This is a genomic window from Streptomyces sp. NBC_00224 (genome assembly GCF_041435195.1).
Lineage (GTDB): Bacteria > Actinomycetota > Actinomycetes > Streptomycetales > Streptomycetaceae > Streptomyces.
In genome coordinates, this window is sequence record NZ_CP108106.1 from 3,766,860 (window position 1) to 3,786,989 (window position 20,130).

23 protein-coding genes and 1 tRNA gene are annotated in these 20,130 nt (G+C 62.2%); 8 read left to right on the plus strand and 16 right to left on the minus strand.

The genetic code is table 11. The features are described from left to right. The first annotated feature begins 8 nt into the window (after positions 1–8). Together OG965_RS16770 and OG965_RS16775 are read left to right on the plus strand one after the other, a co-directional pair. Entirely contained in the window at positions 9–566 is a 558-nt protein-coding gene (locus tag OG965_RS16770; protein ID WP_371652881.1) for a C39 family peptidase, read from the plus strand. Next, positions 559–921 (plus strand): glutamate ligase domain-containing protein, encoded by a 363-nt coding sequence (locus OG965_RS16775; protein WP_371652882.1) that lies wholly within the window; start codon positions 559–561, stop codon positions 919–921. Before OG965_RS16770 ends, OG965_RS16775 begins: the two co-directional genes overlap by 8 nt. 231 nt (positions 922–1,152) lie before the next feature. Here the strand turns inward: OG965_RS16775 and OG965_RS16780 are convergent, their stop codons facing one another. Next, entirely contained in the window at positions 1,153–1,761 is a 609-nt protein-coding gene (locus tag OG965_RS16780; RefSeq protein WP_371652883.1) for a hypothetical protein, read from the minus strand. 659 nt (positions 1,762–2,420) lie between these two features. On the opposite strand from OG965_RS16780, the gene OG965_RS16785 reads away from it, so the two are divergent. Beyond that, positions 2,421–4,064, plus strand: coding sequence for a hypothetical protein (locus tag OG965_RS16785; protein ID WP_371652884.1), 1,644 nt, complete (start codon positions 2,421–2,423; stop codon positions 4,062–4,064). Between the two features lie 189 nt (positions 4,065–4,253). Here OG965_RS16785 and OG965_RS16790 read toward each other — a convergent pair whose 3' ends face one another. From OG965_RS16790 to OG965_RS16850, 13 genes are all read right to left on the minus strand, one after another. Next, positions 4,254–5,828, minus strand: coding sequence for a recombinase family protein (locus tag OG965_RS16790; RefSeq protein WP_371656961.1), 1,575 nt, complete (start codon positions 5,826–5,828; stop codon positions 4,254–4,256). 103 nt (positions 5,829–5,931) lie between these two features. Continuing rightward, complete coding sequence (locus OG965_RS16795; RefSeq protein ID WP_371652885.1) at positions 5,932–6,222, minus strand: hypothetical protein; 291 nt, start codon at positions 6,220–6,222, stop codon at positions 5,932–5,934. Further along, a complete protein-coding gene (locus OG965_RS16800; protein ID WP_371652886.1) occupies positions 6,215–7,198 on the minus strand; it encodes a DUF932 domain-containing protein in 984 nt (327 codons plus the stop codon). Before OG965_RS16800 ends, OG965_RS16795 begins: the two co-directional genes overlap by 8 nt. A gap of 100 nt (positions 7,199–7,298) precedes the next feature. Then, positions 7,299–7,520, minus strand: coding sequence for a hypothetical protein (locus tag OG965_RS16805; protein ID WP_371652887.1), 222 nt, complete (start codon positions 7,518–7,520; stop codon positions 7,299–7,301). Further along, entirely contained in the window at positions 7,517–7,789 is a 273-nt protein-coding gene (locus OG965_RS16810) for a hypothetical protein (RefSeq protein ID WP_371652888.1), read from the minus strand. The genes OG965_RS16805 and OG965_RS16810 overlap by 4 nt, the downstream gene beginning before the upstream one ends. 60 nt (positions 7,790–7,849) lie before the next feature. Beyond that, positions 7,850–8,032, minus strand: a complete 183-nt coding sequence (locus OG965_RS16815; protein WP_371652889.1) for a hypothetical protein — start codon at positions 8,030–8,032, stop codon at positions 7,850–7,852. A 113-nt stretch (positions 8,033–8,145) separates the two neighbouring features. Then, complete coding sequence (locus OG965_RS16820) at positions 8,146–8,733, minus strand: hypothetical protein (protein WP_371652890.1); 588 nt, start codon at positions 8,731–8,733, stop codon at positions 8,146–8,148. 141 nt (positions 8,734–8,874) lie between these two features. Beyond that, positions 8,875–9,141, minus strand: coding sequence for a hypothetical protein (locus OG965_RS16825; protein WP_371652891.1), 267 nt, complete (start codon positions 9,139–9,141; stop codon positions 8,875–8,877). 129 nt (positions 9,142–9,270) lie between these two features. Continuing rightward, positions 9,271–10,152, minus strand: a complete 882-nt coding sequence (locus tag OG965_RS16830) for a replication-relaxation family protein (RefSeq protein WP_371652892.1) — start codon at positions 10,150–10,152, stop codon at positions 9,271–9,273. A 31-nt stretch (positions 10,153–10,183) separates the two neighbouring features. Continuing rightward, complete coding sequence (locus tag OG965_RS16835; protein ID WP_371652893.1) at positions 10,184–11,026, minus strand: replication-relaxation family protein; 843 nt, start codon at positions 11,024–11,026, stop codon at positions 10,184–10,186. Between the two features lie 145 nt (positions 11,027–11,171). After that, positions 11,172–13,457, minus strand: coding sequence for a type IV secretory system conjugative DNA transfer family protein (locus tag OG965_RS16840; RefSeq protein ID WP_371652894.1), 2,286 nt, complete (start codon positions 13,455–13,457; stop codon positions 11,172–11,174). 357 nt (positions 13,458–13,814) lie between these two features. Then, positions 13,815–13,964, minus strand: coding sequence for a hypothetical protein (locus OG965_RS16845; RefSeq protein WP_371652895.1), 150 nt, complete (start codon positions 13,962–13,964; stop codon positions 13,815–13,817). 6 nt (positions 13,965–13,970) lie between these two features. Next, entirely contained in the window at positions 13,971–14,246 is a 276-nt protein-coding gene (locus OG965_RS16850; RefSeq protein WP_371652896.1) for a hypothetical protein, read from the minus strand. A gap of 263 nt (positions 14,247–14,509) precedes the next feature. Here OG965_RS16850 and OG965_RS16855 point away from each other — a divergent pair, with 263 nt between their 5' ends. Beyond that, positions 14,510–15,262 (plus strand): hypothetical protein, encoded by a 753-nt coding sequence (locus OG965_RS16855; protein WP_371652897.1) that lies wholly within the window; start codon positions 14,510–14,512, stop codon positions 15,260–15,262. On the opposite strand, the gene OG965_RS16860 is transcribed toward OG965_RS16855, so the two are convergent. After that, complete coding sequence (locus tag OG965_RS16860; protein WP_371652898.1) at positions 15,259–16,344, minus strand: hypothetical protein; 1,086 nt, start codon at positions 16,342–16,344, stop codon at positions 15,259–15,261. The genes OG965_RS16855 and OG965_RS16860 overlap by 4 nt on opposite strands. 440 nt (positions 16,345–16,784) lie before the next feature. Here OG965_RS16860 and OG965_RS16865 point away from each other — a divergent pair, with 440 nt between their 5' ends. Further along, positions 16,785–17,144, plus strand: coding sequence for a hypothetical protein (locus tag OG965_RS16865; protein WP_371652899.1), 360 nt, complete (start codon positions 16,785–16,787; stop codon positions 17,142–17,144). A gap of 650 nt (positions 17,145–17,794) precedes the next feature. On the opposite strand, the gene OG965_RS16870 is transcribed toward OG965_RS16865, so the two are convergent. Beyond that, a complete protein-coding gene (locus OG965_RS16870; RefSeq protein WP_371652900.1) occupies positions 17,795–18,682 on the minus strand; it encodes a J domain-containing protein in 888 nt (295 codons plus the stop codon). Positions 18,683–18,775: 93 nt separating this feature from the next. Here OG965_RS16870 and OG965_RS16875 point away from each other — a divergent pair. From OG965_RS16875 to OG965_RS16885, 3 genes are all read left to right on the plus strand, one after another. Continuing rightward, positions 18,776–18,873 (plus strand) — tRNA-Lys (locus OG965_RS16875). A gap of 114 nt (positions 18,874–18,987) precedes the next feature. Then, on the plus strand, positions 18,988–19,539 hold the full coding sequence (locus tag OG965_RS16880) for a hypothetical protein (protein WP_371652901.1): 552 nt from the start codon (positions 18,988–18,990) through the stop codon (positions 19,537–19,539). Beyond that, on the plus strand, positions 19,536–20,018 hold the full coding sequence (locus OG965_RS16885) for a group II truncated hemoglobin (RefSeq protein WP_371652902.1): 483 nt from the start codon (positions 19,536–19,538) through the stop codon (positions 20,016–20,018). The genes OG965_RS16880 and OG965_RS16885 overlap by 4 nt, the downstream gene beginning before the upstream one ends. Positions 20,019–20,130 lie beyond the last annotated feature (112 nt).

The window sequence follows — 20,130 nt, forward strand, 5'->3', positions numbered from 1 at the left end:
ACGCCGCTGTGCCGCGCGTCCACGATGTGCCCATGTGCCGACAGCTCATCGCCCCCGAGGAATGGGATCGCCACGGCGGGTGGGCGCTGGGAGACCGGATCGAATGGTCCAACCGGGCCTGCGGCCTCGCGTCACTGCGGATGGTCCTGCTCGCCTACGGCCGCGAGGCTCCGACCGTCACGGAGCTGCTGAAGCTCGCGGTCAAGCACGAGGTTCTGACCCCACGCGGAGCACTCCACGCCGGCCTCGCCAACCTGGCCACCGACCTCGGCGTCCCCGCCCGCGCGGAACCAGTCGCAACCGGAGAACTGCTCGATCGCCTCGACGACGCGCCGCTCATCGTGTCGGTGACCGAGCAGTTCCCCGACGACGGCCGCACGGGCGGCCACCTTGTTATCGCGCGCGGCTACGAGAGCGGCTCAGACCCCAAGATCCTCATCCGCGACCCGTCCGCCTGGGGACAAACGCACGACCGGGTACCACTGAGCCGGTTCGCGCCTTCGTATGCCGGCCGCGCCATCACGTTCACCCCCCCCTGGTTCACAACGGAGAGACCTGGTGACTGAGGCAAAAGATGGCAAGCCCAAGAAGGAGGGCGGCCGAAAGATCGCCGTACTCGGCGAGATGCTGGAGCTCGGCGACGACGCCGTAGAGGCCCACCGCCAGGTCGGGCGCATGGCCGCCGAGAACGGTGTCGATCTGGTGGTAGCCGTCGGTGGCGACCTTGCCAAGCAACTCGCCCTCGCAGCCGGTCATGCAGGCGTACCGGAGCTGGCGATCGTCGCGGACAACGAGACCGCGGCAGCCTTCCTCGCGCCTCTGCTGCGTCCGAGCGACGTGGTCCTCGTGAAGGCGTCCCGAGGCGGCCAACTCTGGCAGGTCGCCCAGGCTCTCACCGGCCAGCCGGTCACTGGGCTCTAGGCGGATACGGTGAAGCCGAATGCTGATCCAGCAGGATCGGGCTAGCCTCAAAAGCAAAGACCTTGACACAGATCATTCGAGGGCGGGGAGACAAGCACGCGAAAGCTCCTGGCGGGCAGAGTGATCTTGGTCGAGAATCTGCCTACCAGGAGCTTCGCCGTTGCGCAGGACGGTCCAACTCACGGTCAGCGCCGCCAACTTGGAAAAGGCTCAGTGCCCCGAGCGGTGGACTTACCAGCGGCCACCGGCGACGTGCGCGGGCTTCCAATAGACGGCGGCCCAGACTCCATGCTTTGCCGTAGCTCCCCAGCCCCTGCTCCAAGATGTCAGCACTTTGCCCGCGTTCGTGCAGAGCCAGGCGGGAACCCTGACGGAACAGGCGCGCACGGCGCGTGTGATCATTCCCCGGGCGATGTCTGCATATGAAGCGATAATCCAGAAGTGAGTTCCGGTTACGCCCGTCGCCAGTGCTTGGACAACATGCCCCTTGTCGGCAGACGTCGCGGAGGCGGCGGTCCTAGCATTCTGCTCCTGTGCATCGGTGCGGACCGTAGCCACACCGGCGAAGGCTTCCTGAACTTCGGCGATGAGTCGCTTCCGGCTCTCCGGAGTTGCCGTCAGATATTCCCACTCTGCCGACTCGACAGCGGTCAGCCCCTGTGGGTTTACCGCGGACTGCTGGGTCGCGATGGTACTAGTCGCCTTCACGGAGTCTTGGGAACTGCTGGGCAGCAGACCGCCGGCCAGCGTGGTCACAACTGCAGCGCCCACCCCCGCAGCAATCCATCGGCGCTGCAGGAATTGGGATACTACGGACTGCTCCGCTTCGCAGGTGTTCACTCGGTGTGCTCCTCTTCGCGATACTTACCAGTACCCCGTGATCGTTCCACGCGAGTCAACGTAAAGCGCGATATGCAATGATCCGATAATCAATTGATCAGCTGTGATCGTCTTTAACCAACTCATAGGCAACTGCCGTCACTCTAGGATCATTTAGAAAGCGTCTTCTTCGAAGTACTCCCGCAGAAGCAGGCACGGCGTCACACTGCGCAGCCTGCCAGCCGGGGAGAAGGCAACGGCAGACGCAACTACGTTGGGCGCTGGCGTACCGAACCATGCTGGAGCGTTAACACCGCTCCCAGACAGGGCCGTTGCTCGTCAGGCAGATCTCCACGTTCCACATCATGATCGTTCCACGATCATGATCAACATTTCAAACAACCCTTAGCGGGGGTTGATTGTTCCCGGGGTACTTGCCGCAGCCCTAGACCGCTCCCTGCTCCAGGCCTACCGTCATGCCTATGCGCCCGCGGTACACGCGTCGTTTGGGATCTTGGCTAGTGGTGAGTTGTCTTCTGCTGTCGCTTGCATCCTGTTCCTCTGATCACCACACGGCATCTGTAACTGCGACTGTGGGCCCACGCGGCGGCAAGGTCGGACCTCAAGACCGCCTTGCACAGCTCGACGTTCCGAGGGGCGGGGCTGCAGAGGGCACCACTGTGACCTTCTCCTCGGAAGATTCAGAGCCACCGAAAACTCTGAGCGACATCGCCAGTCCCCTCTCTGAGGCTGTGGAAATCACTCCGAACCGCCCGATAAGTCACGCGAAGGTCGTCATACGTATCGACCCGGCAGATCTGTCATCGAATAAATCCTTGAAGGCGACACCCGACAATGCCTTCATTGCCATTTTCGATCCCATCTATAAAATCTGGGCGCCGCTCCCTACCACCCATAGCGCAGACTCCCGTGAGCTATCCGCTGAGGCGCCCCATTTTTCAATCTTTCGCGCCTTTTTCGTGAAGCCATCCTTTGCCCCCTGGTGGACGGAGCATATCTCCGGGCTTGCGGCGCTAGTTCACGATACCCTCGTTAAGGCAGGTACCGGGATTCTTGCTGCCGGCTACTCGATGCTCAACGGTGAGCAGGAAGAGATCGACTGCTCCTCTGCGTCGAACAAATGGAAGATCGAGAGTAAGGTCAGCGAAGTACGAGGTTGTGTATCAAGTAACGACGCCGCACCACAAGTACATCTGCGTTCTTCTTTGCGTTACGCGCTCATCAGTTCATCAGCTACACATCCGAGCGCTAGTTACGACCCAGATGATGGGCTGCTTGATAATCTCTCCCGTATCCTTAATGCCAGGATTGGCCTAGTCTATATTCCGGCGCGCGGAACTGCCGATTCCGCACTATTCCCAGTCGCTGATAGTGACGCAAAGCATGAGAGCCTGTCACTCAAGTCCGACTACTTAGCCTTCGCTCTTCGGGCCATCTTCGGAACGCTGGCCTTTGTTCCCAGTTCCGGAAAGTTCCTTGAACTAATCGTCAAGGATGCGTCGATTCGCACCACGGTCGTACGACTGATAGGGGAGAATGCGGACGTTGTCACGGTCGAGCGAGAGATAAGGGCCGTATTGAGTTTGCAGCCGAAGGAGATCTCTCAGAAGCCAGGAATGCTTTCCATTGCGCCAATAGTGGTAGACGCCTTGGAGTGCGCGTCTAAAGGGATTGAGACCGTAAAGGAACGGACGATTAAAGGTGCACTCACGTCGATTGCCCTACTCACCCACACATGCCTGTCGAGCGTCCTGGAAGCCGCAAAGAAGGCTCTGAAGATCGAGACTAGTTCAATTTACGACATCGTTGCCGCTTTCCCCGGAGGGGTGCAGCTGTTTGGTACAATCTGGGACTTTGTCAGGCAAGGAGTGTTCTACGGGGTCGAGTTTACGGTGACGGCTCAGCATCCTGGAACCCCCTTACCGAAGCAATGGGCACGAATAGAGTCGCGTAGTACAACATCAACGAACGTCACATTTCAGCCTTTCGAGCACTTGGAGGGGCAGGCTGCGCAGGATGAATGCCGTAGGGAGGGTATACCGGAAGGATATTGGACGGAGACCTACTGCTCCAATAGTTTCGACAAGTACCCGAACCCGATAATAACTCAGACACTTCCAATCACCTCTACCGCCGAACTCACCTACAAAGGCCGCCGCGACGATCCATATTGCCCAGGAGGTTCAGACCCCTGCCGACGGCCGATTTCAGATCTGCCGCGGCTTTCCGCCAACGCGCCCATGGCTACTTTGACGATCGCGGACGGTAAAGTCACCAAGATCGAACTCCACTGGCGGCCCTAACGCCAGTTCGGCGCGCGGGCTGGATGACCCTCGAAAATTCCGCGCCATGCAGGGCCTCTGTGTATCACAGCATTGACCGTGGCCCACTCTCGGGTAGCCTATCCGGACTGGCTATTGCCCTCTGGCTGCATCTCCATCAGGCGGGGAAACTGGGGAGACGTAGGCCGAGAGGGCAATTAGCCATTGACATTACTGGTTAAACAGAGTACGAATACTGTTGGTGACTGCCCGCCAAGAGTAACGAGAAGCCCCAACGGGGGCTTTTTTCGTCTCTCTTGAGCCGGAATCACTCGGTCCGAATCTGTCGTTTCCGGAGCCTGTCATCGGCAGGATTTCTGTCAGCAGCCAGGTAGCACGAGGGTTGTACTGCGGCTGGAGCTGCACGCCATCCAGAATGAGCTTGTCGAACAGCTCGGTAATCAGCTCGCGTTTCCGGTCGCCGTCCGTGGACTTTGTGAACTCGTCGGCCGCCCGCTGGGTCATCTCAACGAAGCTGAAGGCAGTTTCGAGGTACGACGTGTCCTCGGCTTCCAGCGTCTTGAGCTGCCGGGCGATGTCGGCTTGCTGGGCATGAAGCGAGACCGCTTTCAGGTCGTACTCACCAGCATTGATCCGCCCTTCGAGGCGGTCGTCGTACAGGATGGTCAGCTTGGCCTGGAGTCGTCCCTCTTCCTGCTGGAGCCCCTCCGCAGCGGCCTCTTGCAACGAGAGCTGGGACCGCAGACCGGCCTCAAGCTCGTTCTTGAGCCACGCGGTCAGGCGAGGCCGTGGAGCGTTGAGCCGACGTAAGGCCCCAGCCAGCTGCTCCTCGATCACCTCTTGCCGAACGAAGCGCCGGCGGCTGCACGACCGCGGCTTGGGGCACTTGCCGTACCAGTAGCCCTTGGCAGTCTCCCAGACCAGCAGTCCCTGGCAGGCCGCACACGTCACCAACCCCTGAAACAACGGATGGTGTTTGCGGTAGCGCTGAATCTGGGTGGCACTGCGAGACAGCGTGCGCTGCACCTGCTCGAACAGGTCCACCGCGACAATCGGCTCGTGGCTGCCGGGGTACTGCTTGCCGTTCCACCGGATCACGCCGACGTAGTAGGGGTTGTGCAGCATCCGGAAGACCCGGTCACCCTTGATTGGCTTGCCGTCGATCAACAACCCGCGCTTGGTCATCTCCCGTGCGAGTGACTTCACGGTGAAGCGCTTCGTCTTGGCGAGCTTGAACATCTCAACCACGAGCGGTGCGATACCCGGCACGACCCGCTGGACCCGCTTACCGCTCTCCAACACGTTCTCGTAGCCGGGCGGTGGGACGGCGGGCAACCAGCCTTGGCGCAGCTTCTCCAGCTGGCCTTTGCGCACTTCCTCGCTCAGGTTGTCGGTGTAGTTCTTAGCTACCACCACGTGCATGCCCCAGACGAACTTGTCCTGAGAAGACGAGTTCTTGTGCAGCACGAGCGAGTTCTTGGGGCAGTGCAGTCGGCGCGTGTCGTCGCCCTCCAGCCACTCCTCCACCATGACCGTGTCCTTGAAGTTTCGCAGCAGGCGATCCACCTTCTCGCAGACGAAGTGCAAGATTTGGTGTTTCTTCAGGTAGACCATGGTCTCGTTGAACGTTTTGCGCTGATCGACCTTCGAGGCCGTCTCAGAAATATGGAACGGTTTAACAGCTTTCAGACCGACGCGCTCGCAGTAGTCACGCAGGAAACGCTCCTGGGCTTGCAGCGAGTAGCCCTCTTGTTCTTGCTCCTTGCTCGACACCCTGACCAGGATGACGGCTTGTTTTAAATTCTTACTCGTAGAACCTCCTTCTCCGACACCGTCGGATAGTTAATGGGTTCCCCGCCCGGCTATTATGTGACCTTCCTGGAATTAGTCAAGACTTGTCGCCCTTGGCGGCTTCATGCTCAGCTACTCGACGTTGCACACCGAGCTTGATTAAGGCGGTGTAGAACCGTCCGAGCCAGTCGGCAATTTCCGTAATCTCGGCTAGATCAACGTCTTGGCCGTAGTCTTCGCGAAGAATGGACTGGAGTTCGTCCAGTTGCTGAGCTTGAGTCCGCACAATGGTTGGCATGATAAAAACCCTCGATAAAGTGATGAGAAAGACCCGAACCAGCAGAAGCCGGTCCGGGTCAGATTTGAACGTCAAGAGGTAGTCAGGCACGCACCACCTCCCGTACCAGGCTCAGGGCCCGCGCTTTCAGCGGCTCCGGCTTGATGAGCGTCCGGTTGAGCTTGGTCTCCCACGTACGGGAGCGGCGGACGTGGTCCAGGTACTCGCCTGCGGCCTGTACGAGCCCGTAGGCGGTGTGAGCGACCGGAGCAGTAGTCGGAGACGCCAAAACACCGCGGATGGCCTTACGGGCTTCCTCAACGTTTCTGGCGACTCGCTCAGTGACCAGGCCCTCGGGCGGCATGGGGATGAACTCCCTGACGAACAGCTCCCGTTGCTGGGCGGTGACGGATATGCCGAGCAGTTCGGTAGCCAGTTCCTCGTACGCCCGCATCTCCTGACGAGCGCCGGTGACAGCCTCTCGGGCTTGGACGACGCGGTTGCGCCAGCCCGGCTTGTGCACGAACGAGAACGTGGTGCCGGTGCGGTCGCCTTCGAGTTCGGCGGCGCGGAAGGTGTTGGCGCAGACGATGCGAACCGCGGTGGCTCGCAAGGTGCAGCCGCCGGGTTGGCCGTGCCGGTTGGTGATGGCCAGGTATGGCAGCGTCGGGGACGCGTCGCCGGGCAGGACGATGGGCTCGTCTAGCAGGGCCAGGCACCAGACGGAGCGGCCTTCGTCGAGGGAGCCGGCGGTCTCCCACTTGACGTTGGGCATGGCCAGGACGGCTTCGACGATCTCGCCCATCTCCCCGTGGTCAATGACGGCGTAGGACTCCCGGTTGATCCACAGGGTGGCGCTGGTGTCGGAGCGGGCGATGCGCTGCCAGCCCTCGATGGGCCGGTACAGCGGCCGACCGTGGCCGTCGATGCTGACGAGCTCGTAGACGGACTCGGTGATCGGGTCCCAGGTCAGGCCGGCGAGCTGCCGGGCCTCTTCCCAGGTGGTGGGGTGTTGGTCAACGACCAGGCCCTCGCGGTGCCAGGGCATCTCCCTGACGGAGAACATCGACTCAACGTTGGCAGACATAGCTGCCTCCCTTGATCAGTTCGGACATGAGGAAGGCAGCCCACGCGACGGGTGGACTGCCTGTTGGGTTGGGTGTGAAAGGTGCGATGCGCTGGCCAGGTCAGGTCTCCCTCAGCTCGTTCCAGTAGTAGCCGCAGTTCGGCCCTGGTTGGCCGGTGAACACGGAGATCGGGATCACGTCGGTGTCCTGGTTCTCCCAGCGGTGATGTGCCATCACCCGGAGGACGGCGTTGATCGCCTGGTCGTCCTCGATGACGTAGGTGTACGGCTTCTCGCCGTCGTAGCGCTCTCGCCCGGCGACAGTCACCGTGTAGGTGGTCATGACGGCTCTTCCGCCTGCTCGGCGTAGAAGTGCATCAGCGCCCGTTCGATCAGGACATCTGGGTCCAGGCTCTCTGCCGCTGCCAGGTGCAACAGGTCGGTGAGTAGGTCGCTGATCTGTGTCTCGACGGGTTCGGTGTATTCCCCGTCGCCAGTGGGGAACTCGGACACGTATGCCTCGACTGCGGCCTGTGCCGCCTCCATCTTGATCACGGCGGCCAGTCCTTTCTGCCCGTCGTGCCGTCCGGTGATGAACGGCGCTTCGGACATGAGGAAGGCAGCCCCCGCGACGCGGGGGCTGCAGTGTTGGTCAAGGTGGGAAGGTGCGATCTACTCGGTGTCGACGAACGTCAGCTCGGTGACGTGGAAGCTGGCTGCCGGGTGAAGAGCATCGGCGTAGCCGGTGATGGGCAGGCCGGTGAAATACCGGATCTGCTCCGCCAGCCAGCACCGGGCCAGCACTGCGTCGGACCCGTCCTCGGGCTCGAAGGTGATCTTCAAGGTGAGGTCCATGGCATGACTCCTCTCTGCGGGGAGGCCAGGAATTGGGGAGAAGACACCAGCGACAGGCAGGACTGCCCGCCGCTGGTGCCACGTGGGCCGCCTTAAGAGCAACCCAGAGCGGGCTACACCTCCGAGACGCAGATCCCTGAGACCTCGTAGGTGGAGGTCTCGCTATCGACGTCGTCCAGGCCCGACAGGTCGGGTTGTAGGTACTTCACGGCGTCTTCCTCAGCAGCGGCCTCGCCACTGGGATCGACTTCGTAGCTGCCGGTGATCGTGTACTCGACGCGGACGCGGGTCTCGTACGGCATGAAGTTGAAGGAGGCCAGGAAGTCGTCCAGGCCCTCGCGGCAGATGTCACCGTCTTCGCACCGGGCGATGGCGTACTGGCGGATCATCTCTAGCAGCTGGCTGTGCGACCGGCGCTGGTCGGTGTGGGCCTGGATGGCGACCTGCCGGCAGATGGACAGGGCTTCCACGGCGTCACGCAGCGCGGCTTCGCGCACCATCGGGTCGGCGATGGGCTGAATCTCCAACACCTTGGTGCCGTAGGCGGTGATGCGCCCGGCGAAGTAGACCTCGATCAGGTCGGGGTCAGCGACCCGGAGGACGACGGCGTTGGCCTCGCCGATCTGGACAGCGGCCGGCAGCAGCGCGGCCAGGTCCTGCGGCGGCAGGGTCCGCAGGGTTTCGGTGGTCAGCTCAGTCATGGCTGACTCCTTCCGAATGGAAAAGAACAAGCACTGATTTCAGCGGTGAGGCTCAGCACTCTCAAGCCTTTTCGGGCCGGTGCCCGCCCGACCAGCCATTCACCCCCAGTGGCTGGTCAAGTGGGCACCTGCCCACGCGTTCTACAGGGGCTCTTGGCATCTGTAGCAACCCTCACTGTCAAAACGCTCATCTGACGGCATCACCTTGGGGAACCGGTAGGTGCTGTAGCTATTCTCATCGAAGCGGTTAATGCCTCGGCGCTCCGCCACGACATTCAGGACATGCTCGGTGGAAGGCCACTCGGCGAACAGGTTGAGGTCACTGGTAATGAACAACTCTTTTATGCAATCTGAGCAGTACGCCTCCTCCCCAAAGTAGTAGGCGCTTACATTTTCGGTCGCAGTCATGACTGACCTCCTTGCCATAAGTGGCGGTTACGTTGCTAGAACGTGTGGACGTAGGTGCGTGGGCACAAGCCAAGACAGCCTCCTTTCTCGTAAGTTGGATGCACGGTAGGTTGGGTTATCGAAGTGGTGCTAACGGGCTGAGGTCAGAGCCGAAACTGCGTCGTCCATGGTGCTGACGGTGAACAAGTTCTTTATGCGCTCAGGCTGCCGGGCGAGGATGCTTTGAATGTGGCTGGCGCGGTCGCTGGCTTCCACTACGAGTAGCACGCGGGATGGGACGGTGTGCTCGCGCTCGATCTGGAACTGGGCAAACTTGTAGTAGTCCTCGCATGTCCTGGCGATCCGAATATCCGCCTCAGAGCCGTCATAGAACGTCACCAGCCAAGGCTGGTCTCCGTCCGGAGTTGGCAGCCTAAAGGCTGCATCCGGCCGGATCATGTACTTGTCGTCATAGCTGTCGTTGTCGATTACGCCAATAAATTTGCGCCAACCATCCGGAAAGGCTGCGAATAACTGCGGCTGGGGTCCGCCGTGACGGCAATTCTCGATCAAGCGCACGTAGAGTTCAGTTGCCTTGAGGCGGCGAAGTAAGGCCGGCCCATACGGCATACCTTCTGGCCGTACGACGCCTTCGGGGAGAATGTTTTCGTACCCTCGCAGCGCGCGGTGGCCCGGTGTCACCGTAAGCACTTGGCCCTTCATGCCAGCCCGGTGCTGCCGCACGACTAACTGATACCGGGCCAGGCGTTGGGCGTAGCGTCGAGCCTTGCGCTCACGGGTACTCGGTAAGCTATCCGAAAATAGGTACCGGCCCAGTTGATCCGTCGTTGCGACATACACCCGGGACAGCAGCATTAAAGCGCTGTGTTCCTTGTCGGTTAGTCCATCGGCGCGGCCGCCTTTGAATGGCACCAACAGTCGCGTGAGGGCTTCGATCCCAGTAACGCCGCGATCTCGCAGCTTGGTGGCATGCGCAGTGATGTCGTAATTCTCGGTGATAGATTTGAGCATAGGATTAGTTCCTTTCTGGTTTGTACGTGGGTCAAGATGATTCGGCGGTGGCCGTTGTGTCTTCGAGGCGGTGATGGAGAGCATCAATTGCGTCTGAGTCGGTAGTGACGGTGAACAGTCCTCGGTCCTCAGCTGGCCGCTTGGCGATGACCCGGCGGATGGCGGCAGCGCGGGCTTCGTCTGGAACGATGAAGATGACGCCGGGGAACACCTGATGCTTGTTTTGCTCAACCTCGGTCACTTCGTAGGCCCGGTACACACGGCACTTCTCGGCGATGCGTTTCGGCGACTCGGTGCCCCGGTCGATCTCGATGAACCAGTTGAGACGGGGCTGCTGGTTGAGCCGCAGCCGCACCAGGGCGTCCGGTCGGCAGTACTCCAGCCGGTAGGTCATCGGGTCGCGGTAGCTCCGCCAGGCGTCGGTCTCGGCCTTGAACTCAAGCAGTTCGGAGGTGCCGTCACGCGCCCGCTCCACCAAGCGAACGTACAGCTCGGTAATGGCGAGCCGGTGGGTCAGGAAGGCGTCTGCTGGACGCCAGTCCCGTCGATGGGTGGAGCCTGGCCCAGCTGCGCTGATCAGCTTCGCGCCAGCCTGAGTCAGCAGGTAGACGTAGCCCGGCTTGCCGGGCCAACGCTGACGCGACAGGTCGCGGTAGCGACGTATCAGCCCATGGTCAGCCAGACGATGAAGGTTGCGATGAGCCAAAGACCGGGCCGTGGCCGGAGCGCGAGCACCGAACACGATGCGGGCAACGTGACCGGCGGTGGCCAGATGGACAGCGGCCAGTGCCTTAAGCACCGCCTCCTCGCCGTCCGTGAGGGTGTCGGCCAGGAGAGCCAGTCGGGACGAGGTGATGCGACGGACAGGAGGCATGAGGAGTTCTCCAGTGAGCTAAAGATGATGAAGCGAGGAGGAGAGAGTCGGACGGCTTATGAGGTCAAATCAGGGGTCTGAACAGGTATGACGGCGAGATGGGCCAGCCAGGCTTTTAACAGGCTTTGGAACAGCGGTCTTTGACCTATCCGGTGCCCCGCTGGCTACCCACCCCACTGGCTGGGCGGCGTTTCCTCCGCTCAGCAATCTCTTGCTCGACCTCGTCGCGGTCCCGGCCGTACGTCAGTCGGGAATGGGCACGGGCCTGCTCGCCGAAGCCGGTGACCGGGGGCGGCGGGTTGGTGGCGATGCTGACCGGCGGGCTCACCTGGCCGTTCGCAACGATGGCGGCAACAGCGGTGCGCGGCTCCAACGTCAGCAGGTCTTCCGGCTTCACCTGCGGGCCGAGAGCACGAGCCAGGGTGGTGGCGTCGTCGGGACCGGGCTGGAGGACGACCTTGGTACGAGCCTCGCTCAACAGGGCAGCGCGCAGGTTGGGCGGTACCTGGGTGATGTGTTGCAGCGCCGCGACGATGCCGAGGAAGTGACCGCGGGCGCGGGCCAGCATGTCGGACAGGTTGGCTCCGCTGCGCAGAAAGCGGGCGGCCTCGTCGATGTAGAGGAAAGTCGGGCGGCGCTGCTCACGGGTGACGGCGGCACGGCGCATGGCCGTGTTCCAGACCATGCTGACCAACAGACCGCCCAAGAGGTCTACGGCATAGGAGCCGGCCAGGCCGGAGGGCAGCGCCACCAGCAGGATCTTGTTCTGGTTGACGACCTGCTGCATGGTCCAGGCAGGCTTGGCCTGGCCGAGCATGGCGCGCAGCTGACGGCGGTCGGTCAGGGGCGACACCTTGTTGATGACCGCGCTAACCGCTTGGCCTCGTTCGCCTTCGCTCCAGGCGTTGAAGCGGGAAAAGAACGCGCCCACGGTCGGGGCGAAGGCAGGATCGAGGCGGGCTAGCAGCGAGGCCCGAAAAGCGTCGTCAGTCAGGACGGGTTGGAGTTCCACCAGCGTCATGCCGGGAGTGGCCGCCAGGAGCACGAGGCTGGCCTTGAGGACTTCCTCCAGGCGTGGTCCCCAACTGTCGGCGTTGGCGCGGATGAGTTCCATGACCTGGTCGGCCACCAGCTCAGCGTCGTCTTTGGCGCAGGCCAGGGGGTTGATGCCCACCGGCCGGGCGTCGGCGGCGTCCAGGTAGATGAGGTCGCGCACCCGGTGCTCGGGGATACGGTCGGCCACATCACGGGCTAGGTCTCCGCCGGGGTCGAGCAGGATGACGCCGTGGCCAGCCTGGATATCTTGGGCCAGCTCACCCAGCAGCAGCGTGGACTTACCGGAGCCGGTCGGGCCGGTGACGAGCTGGTGCATGAGACCGTCAAGGGCTGTCACGGCAATGGGTCGCTGCATGCCGTCGTAGGTGGCAGTGCCGAGGACGCGGCCGTAGGAGGGCAACGCCGCGACCGGCGGGAACAGGCGGCCACCGCGCAGACTCAGTCCGGGCAGGGTGGGTCCGGCCAGTGGCCAGCCGACCATCGTGGCCGCTTCCCGGGCGTTGACGTGCACCGGGGCCACGGACGTACCGGTGGCACCGCGGGCCAGCCACTCGGCCGCTCGGCGGGGTAGCCAGCGGGGTACCAACGCCACACCGTTCTGGTCGAGCTGGTGCAGCGTGGCCATCAGCCGCCCCACCAGGAAGTGGGCACGGGCCTGGCTACCGGCGGCAGCGCCAACGGTGCCGACGACGGCGAACCACGGCTCGCTCGTCTTGGCGGTGAAGTCGGCCAGGGCCTGCTTGTCCGGCTTGGCTGGTGGCGCGCCAGTCAGGAGTTGAGCGGCGCGGCTGAGCCACGACGGCAGTAGCTCCCCTCCTACGGAGCGGTGATGCGCCAGTGGGGCGGTTGGGGTCCGTACGGGATAGAGGACGAGCTGGTACAGCAGCGTCTCTTCCTGGCTGACCGGTTGGAAGGTGCTGAGCAGGCTGGTGGCGAAGGTCTCGGGCGCATCCGTCCGCAAAGGACGGGCGGTGGTGGTGAGGCGTATTCGCCGCAGCCAGCGGGCCTCGGGCAGAGCCGGGGCATCGAGGCGAGCGGTGCGCAGGCCCGGCACGATGCCGCGCAGTTGGCGCAGCAGCACGTCGGCCTGGTGCTCGGGCAGCCGCAACCGGTATTCGATACCGGCCGCTTGGCCGACGGTCTCGAACACGGCGCTGTCGCGACCGAACAGCCAGCCCCGCTCCGGCCGGAGCCGGGTGAGGGTGTGCACGAAGGCGGTCACCTGCTGGACGGTCAGGTCACGGGGAAAATCCAACCGATAGGTCAGACGACGTACGTCTCGGGAGAGCTGGTCGCGTTCCCTCAGAAAAAGAATGAAACCGATGGTGACGCTCAAGAGCGTCGAGCCTGCGACGAGCAGTGTGGTGTCGCTCATGGCTGGCCTCCGCTGTGCGGGGCCGCCGAGCCAGGGACCTCTACCGAGACCGTGAAACGATGTCGTACCTCATTGGACATCCACCCCCCTGGCCACAAAAATCCGCCGAAGCGAATGTCATGGCGGTTATGTAGATTGATTGTTTTCTTTTCAACCTACATCTATATCTTAGCATGGAAATGCCCCAATTGTCAATACTTTTAGAACGCTCAGAGAGCGCCCTATCTGTTGACGGCGACCTTTTATATTGGCTTTGGAGCGCCAATCCGGCACATTATTGATGCCGAAGGTCGTGGTGGCGGCGAAGCAATGTTCGGCCCGAAACCCGAACACTTCCGCACGCCCCAGATGGAGGGCCTAGCGGCGGCCGAGGAAGCGAATGGCCAGCAGGCAGAGCACGACCAGAGCGACGAGGTAGCCGAAGATGCCGCTCAGGAACTGGCCGACCATGATGACGGCGAAGGCCGCCGCGATGATGCGCAGAGCGGTCTTCTCGTGCGGTGACATGACCGCTCACGCCTCGCCGTCGAAGTCGGCCAGGGCCTCTGCCAGGTCGTCGAGCAGGCCAAGGATGATCGTGGCTTCGGCGTAGGCCGCTTCCAGCAGCTCGCTCGGCTCCGCGCTGATGAGCTGCTTAGCCATGATGATGGCCCGCAGCCGGGAGCCGGCCATCGTGACGGCCGCAGTACCGAGGCGCGTCGTGCTGCGCAGCTCCTCGTACCGGGCAACGGTCGCCTTCAGCTCAGCGACGTGGAGGTCAGAGCCAGCGAAGGCGGGGTGTTCTTCCATGACGGTGCATCCCTCTTACAGATGGTCCAGGGCACACGGGTAGTGCCAGCACGGACCAGGGTCGGGATCGAAGCAGGCTGGCGACAGAGGTACGCCAGGCGCTTCTGCTGCCGAGAACTCGGCAGGACCAGGATGACCGCTCTGACAGCCGCAGTCAGCAGGTAAATCCACCAATCGCCCGCCAGACCGGCAGGGCTCTGCCGGTTGCCCGACGGACCGGCAAGAAGTTGCCGAGCCAGTGCAGCTGACAGACGCTTAGAACTGTGGAGGACGGCGTACGGGTCATGGTCGCTTCCGCATTGGGTCGGCTCTTGGGCTCGGTCCTGACGGAAGCACTCCCCCACGCCACCATCGTCGTAGCCCTCGATCCGGCAGCGGTTCACCACGCCGTCGTGGGCCGGGTTCGCTTCGACGCCGTCGTGGCCGACCTGATCTGGATGGACCCGGCCTACGAGTACGACTTCGACGGCCTGGACGTCCTCAAGCTCCTGCGCGACAGCAACCGCAGCGCCCCCATGATCATGGCCCTGCACGGCCATGGCATCGAGCGCGACCACCTGGAAGAAGCCGTCACCCAGCCCGAAGTCGTCGGCGTCGTCCAGAAGGCAGCTGGCTTCGGGCAGCCGATTGAGGCGGTACAGATTGCGGCCGCTGGCGGCAGTCTGCCGAAGGCGAAGTTCCCCATCGGCCAGCGTCTGATCTGCCCGTCACTCGACAGCTACTTCAGTAGTGGACGTCGCGGTTGCACGGCAGCCCGGCTTGCGGGGGCCATCGCCGCCGGGCGGGCCACCGACTACCAGTCGCTCGCCGCCGCCACCTGCATGCCGCTCAACACCGTGAACAAGCTCATGAGCTACCTAGGTCCGCTCATTGAGGCTCGGGGTGAGCACGACCCAGCGCTGCCGCTGAACTCGCAGGTGGTGTACCGGTGGTGCGGCGAACACTCCCGCTACCTCTTGAGCTGGCACCGCAGAAGATCGCACCAGATCCGACCCAACAAAAGAGATGCGGGTTAATTGCGTCCATAAAGGACGATCCCGATCTTGGGCGTTATCTTCAAGAGGCCGCTGGGGCATGCGACGGACGACGAGCCCTTGCCCTGCTTGACCGATCTGGGCTCTATTAGAACTTCGGGCTCCTTGAGCGTTCCCGCGACTGCTGAACCATCTAGAGTTATTTGGCCGCATTCCCCTGTCAGTAGATTTACTTTCACAGGGATCGGCTCGCTAATACGCGGGTCAGCTGGCGCCTGGCTGCCGCTCGCGATGAAAACGAAACCCATGATCGCCACAGACAGTAGTACGCCAAACCGAGAAATCCCGCTAACCAGAATATCGTAGCGGCGCTTCGCCTGCATCAGCTGCACATACGTCACGATTTGCTGAACCGACGCCTCAATCCTTGCGCGACTCGGCATCTCCTCGTGCGTCAAGGACTCAAGGGCTTGCGGCTTTTTGCCGCAGTATAGAATTAGAAGATCGATCACTCTGGTGATCCCGAGAGATGCCAGAACCTCACGATAAGAATTTATATATTCACACGGATCTTGCTCTGAGCCATAGAAGAATATCTTTATGCAGTGCCTTATTTTGCGCCCTCCAGTGGGGATGGTTGCGATTATTGGCGAGCCCTGCATAGGGCCTGATTCCGGCAACGGGACAGCTGTCACGCCGAGGGTGTTCTCTATTTCCTCGGGTGTGAGTTTCCCATCCTCAACACTAGCAAGCTGCGCTTCTAGGGTCTTTCTCTCCAGTTCTGAAAGCACGCTCAGCGTGACCGGACTCAAAACAAGCACTCGTGCCGCGCGCAGCAATACCGCGCCGGTCGAGAAGATAGCAACTATGAAACAACCCGAACCAATCGCCTTGGCCACATTGCCGGATGTTGAGGTCAACTGGCTTAGCTGAAGACCCGTGATCAGTACGGCGGTGACCGAGGCAGAAGCAGCGATCACCCATTTGGCTGAACTTCTGATGCTCTCGTTGGCTTGCACGTGGTCAAGCGCAACAGGAGTGGGCGCCACATCGGCAGGAAGAACCGACGAGACTTGAGTGGCAGCCGCTTCAGGAGTGTGTTCGGGTTCAGATTGCGTCGCCATGCCTGTAGCACAACACATCGGTCCATGACTGGCCACCCGGCGGGAGTCCTCCTATGTCCTCGCATGAATCCAAGAGCGGTCGAGAAAAAGAACCACTTTCAAGGCAAGAGATTAGGTTGAGCGATCCCGAGCTGGTATCGGTTAGAGACTTGATTGAAGATCCGGAACGCTTCATACTTCAGGTGACTGAAGGCCTAGCTCCCGTTACAATCACTCGCCATGGACAGTTCGTGGCACTCATCCTCCCAATGGCTAGCACTGGGCTAAGCCGGTACGTGCTCAACCAGAAGCACGACCTCGCCTATTTCGATTCTCTCATTCAAGAAGCTGATGACGGATCCCATCGAACTGCATCACAGCTGGAGGCAGACATCGGGGTTCATGTAGTCAAAGACCTCGACGGAGCGTAATGGAGAGCTAAGACGGCAAAGGGTGCCACGATGAACACCTTCTCGAACTCCTTCACTGAATCGCTGCGTCAACTCAAAGAGCGGGATTCAACAGTTGCCGACCAGGTCTATACGGTGGCACTGTTGCATCTCCCACGCATTCATGACCCATCAGTTGATCGCGACAACGGCTACCTTGAAAATCGAAACACTGGGGAAATATATCGCGCTCGACGCGCAATCACGCCAGAGCGCCGCCACACACTCCTCGACCAGCCTGACCGTGCCGACTTCAACGATGCATATAACTACGTGATTGGATATCGTGGTGACACCCCTCCCGGCTTTTACGTCTGCCTCTTGATACATACTCGGCAACTCAATTTTTGGAATATTGCTGGCCTATGGTAGATTCCGTCTCGCCACATAAGAAAATGATTCTCCCTGGGTTTCCACCCAGGGTTTCATCAAAGTTCAAGCTGCGCTTGCCCGCTGTCGGTCAGGGCGCTAACTCGGACAGTGACGGCTCGCCATCCACGGGCTACCGCCCGAGGTTTTCCGCTGGTAATAATTAGGTCAGTGGAGATTCCCCACTGACCTTTTCAAGCGTGCAGCATTCAGGTAGCATCACGCGTCAAAGTTGAATGTTTCTAGCTGGCGCTTTATTTGATCCTCTACGGCCTTGATCGACTCCTCGTCGATCCCGCACTCAAGGAGCTCTTGGCGTTGGCCTTTCACTGCGCTATCCCACATAGCCTTATTGCGGACTGCCGCAGCATAGTCTTGAAGTAGCTCCTCGCGACTGAGCATGCGCATTCCCTTCAGATTGACCAATCGAGGACATGCGACGATACGGGGCCACGGTACGTCGTCGCCGTAAAATTCAACGGCCTCGTACTGTCACACTTTGATGACGCAGACGATCCCCGTCTCTAGCCGGAGACGTGAGCGTCATGGAACAGCCTCCGAGTGTCTCGCCAACTGCCGTCGAATTACGGCAGGTTGGGTGATTGGAGCGCCTCTAGTTAGAATGATCCAGGATAATCGTATTCTATTTTAATTTAAATATCAACTATCTCTCCGCTGGTAAGGCTTGTACCGTGACCATGGCTCGAAGGAGCCGCGTGCAGCAGCGTGTACATGCCGGCGAACAAGATGGAGCCCAACAGCAACAGAAGGCTGAGGAGCAGGAACAGGCCCAGGCACGTCAACCGAAAGTTGCGCCAGTTCTCAAGCGTCAGCCGAGGCGCGAGCGGCGCTGGACGTCGGGGTGGCGTAGGCCGTGGCGGGGCTGGACGTCGGGGCGGCGCAGGTCTCGGTCGTGGTGGCGGAGGTGGAGGTGGAGGTGGAGCCGGTTCCACCCCGTTGATACAGACCGGCACCAGCACGATGAGGTCGTCGACCACGAGCCGGAGTCGGTCTTCGCGGAGCCCCAGTCCATCGGGCGGTGACAGCGGCCGGCCTCGGAGCCGCAGCCTCACCGCGGAGACGTCGCAGAACGGCCCAGGCTCGACCACCTGCCAGAAGTCTCCACGGTCCTTCAGCACCCAGGCGTAGCGGATGGTCGAGCCGTCGCTGAGGCTCACCGTGACGACCTGGTCGGGGGGTATCTCACCGGCGACGACAGACCCGAAGTCCACCACGTGCGGCTTGATCACAACGACCCGTGGTGGCCGGGGTGGAGGCGGCTCTCGTCTGGGCTCGTGCCTCGCGTTGGCTGCTGCCCGACGGCCGGCGTCGTAGGCGGCTCGCTTGCCCCGGTCCGACAGCGTCTCGTAGGCCAGGTTGAGCAGGATCATCTCTTCGTTGGCCGCCTGGGCGTCCTCGGGCGGGCGACCGTCAGGGTGGGTCTGCCGTATCCGGACACGGAAGGCCTTGCGGATGGCCGCCTTGTCCGAACCCTGCGGCACCCCCAGCACGGCGTACAGATCAATGGACGCGGTGTTCATGACCGCCCCCGTGCTAGCGCGGGGCTAACGCCGCCGCCGGACGATCCTGAACTAGTGCGGATGCGGCCGACAGCACCACACACCGTCTGACCTGCGAGAACGAACGATTCCGTATTCATTCGGCATCATCCGGCTCGTCGTCCGGCTGACTCTTAATCAGCGGGTCCGGGGTTCGAGTCCCTGGCGGCGCACAGACAGCAGAAGCCCTTCGCGAAAGCGAGGGGCTTCTTGCGTTGCCCCCTACATGTTTCCGGCCCACGGCGAACACGCTTGGCACGCCGCCCTGTGCGAGTAATGCTGATTACATGATTACAGCCGAACAGCACGAGCAGCTTCGCGGCTGGTTCTCCGGCCGCATCCCGGACGGTCTCTACGAGCGTCTGGTCGAGGTGGTGGTCGACCGTGAGGAGATCACCGTCGTCGGGCGCGTCCCCGAGCCGAAGCTCGCGGACGACGCCTCCCCCGCCGAGCGCGCCGCCGCCCTCGACGGCCGCATCCAGGAATTCCGCGAGCGCACCCGCGACGAGCGGATCGCCGTGGCCCGCGAGGCCGAGCACCGCTACGGGCGCAAGGTGTCGTGGGGCGCCGAGTGCGGCGGCCGGCGCGCGATGTTCACCCAGGTCTCGGCCCCCGTGATGACCCGCCTGCGGCAGCCCGAACGCCAGGTCCTGGACACCCTGGTGGCCGGCGGGGTCGCCCGCAGTCGCAGCGACGCCCTTGCCTGGTGCGTACGGCTCGTACAGAGTCACACCGACGACTGGCTCGGGGAGCTGCGCGACTCCCTTGAGCGGGTACGGGAAGTCCGCGCCCAGGGTCCCGACCGCGCGTCGGGGCCCGCCGAGGAGGAAAACGCATGAGCGACGCTCCGGGGATCCCCAGCGTCTATGAGTGGATGGGCGGCCAGGAGGCGTTGGACCGCCTGACCGAGGTGTTCTACGGGCACGTGCACAAGGACCCGGTGCTGGCCCCGGTGTTCGCGGCCGCCCCGGCCGAGCACGCCCACCATGTGGCGGTCTGGCTGGCCGAGGTCTTCGGCGGGCCCGCCGACTACACCGCGGCCCACGGCGGCCACGACCACATGGCTGGACGCCACCTCGGCCGCGGCATCACCGAGGAGCAGCGGCGGCGCTGGATCGAGCTGCTGATGGACACGGCCGACGAGGTGGGGCTGCCGGACGACCCGGAGTTCCGGGCGGTGTTCGCGTACTACATCGAGTGGGGCACGCGGATGGCGCTCGTCTACTCGGGCCCGAACCCGCCGCCGGTGGAAGGGACGGGGGCGACGGTGCCGAAGTGGGGCTGGAACCAGACGCCCCCATGGCAACCGAAGGGTTAGCCCAGACCTCTCAACTCGCTTGTGTACGGCCCCTCCCGGGCTTCCGGGAGGGGCCGTACGCATGTCTTATACATTCGTTCTAGACATGCGTATTAAACAGCCGTACAGTTCC

Excerpts from the sequence above, each read along its gene's own strand:
- OG965_RS16800 (WP_371652886.1), bottom strand. The coding sequence starts at position 7,198 with ATGTCTGCCAACGTTGAGTCGATGTTCTCCGTCAGGGAGATGCCCTGG.
- OG965_RS16805 (WP_371652887.1), bottom strand. The coding sequence starts at position 7,520 with ATGACCACCTACACGGTGACTGTCGCCGGGCGAGAGCGCTACGACGGC.
- OG965_RS16810 (WP_371652888.1), bottom strand. The coding sequence starts at position 7,789 with ATGTCCGAAGCGCCGTTCATCACCGGACGGCACGACGGGCAGAAAGGA.
- OG965_RS16815 (WP_371652889.1), bottom strand. The coding sequence starts at position 8,032 with ATGGACCTCACCTTGAAGATCACCTTCGAGCCCGAGGACGGGTCCGAC.
- OG965_RS16820 (WP_371652890.1), bottom strand. The coding sequence starts at position 8,733 with ATGACTGAGCTGACCACCGAAACCCTGCGGACCCTGCCGCCGCAGGAC.
- OG965_RS16825 (WP_371652891.1), bottom strand. The coding sequence starts at position 9,141 with ATGACTGCGACCGAAAATGTAAGCGCCTACTACTTTGGGGAGGAGGCG.
- OG965_RS16830 (WP_371652892.1), bottom strand. The coding sequence starts at position 10,152 with ATGCTCAAATCTATCACCGAGAATTACGACATCACTGCGCATGCCACC.
- OG965_RS16835 (WP_371652893.1), bottom strand. The coding sequence starts at position 11,026 with ATGCCTCCTGTCCGTCGCATCACCTCGTCCCGACTGGCTCTCCTGGCC.
- OG965_RS16840 (WP_371652894.1), bottom strand. The coding sequence starts at position 13,457 with ATGAGCGACACCACACTGCTCGTCGCAGGCTCGACGCTCTTGAGCGTC.
- OG965_RS16845 (WP_371652895.1), bottom strand. The coding sequence starts at position 13,964 with ATGTCACCGCACGAGAAGACCGCTCTGCGCATCATCGCGGCGGCCTTC.
- OG965_RS16850 (WP_371652896.1), bottom strand. The coding sequence starts at position 14,246 with ATGGAAGAACACCCCGCCTTCGCTGGCTCTGACCTCCACGTCGCTGAG.
- OG965_RS16860 (WP_371652898.1), bottom strand. The coding sequence starts at position 16,344 with ATGGCGACGCAATCTGAACCCGAACACACTCCTGAAGCGGCTGCCACT.
- OG965_RS16865 (WP_371652899.1), top strand. The coding sequence starts at position 16,785 with ATGAACACCTTCTCGAACTCCTTCACTGAATCGCTGCGTCAACTCAAA.
- OG965_RS16870 (WP_371652900.1), bottom strand. The coding sequence starts at position 18,682 with ATGAACACCGCGTCCATTGATCTGTACGCCGTGCTGGGGGTGCCGCAG.
- OG965_RS16880 (WP_371652901.1), top strand. The coding sequence starts at position 18,988 with ATGATTACAGCCGAACAGCACGAGCAGCTTCGCGGCTGGTTCTCCGGC.
- OG965_RS16885 (WP_371652902.1), top strand. The coding sequence starts at position 19,536 with ATGAGCGACGCTCCGGGGATCCCCAGCGTCTATGAGTGGATGGGCGGC.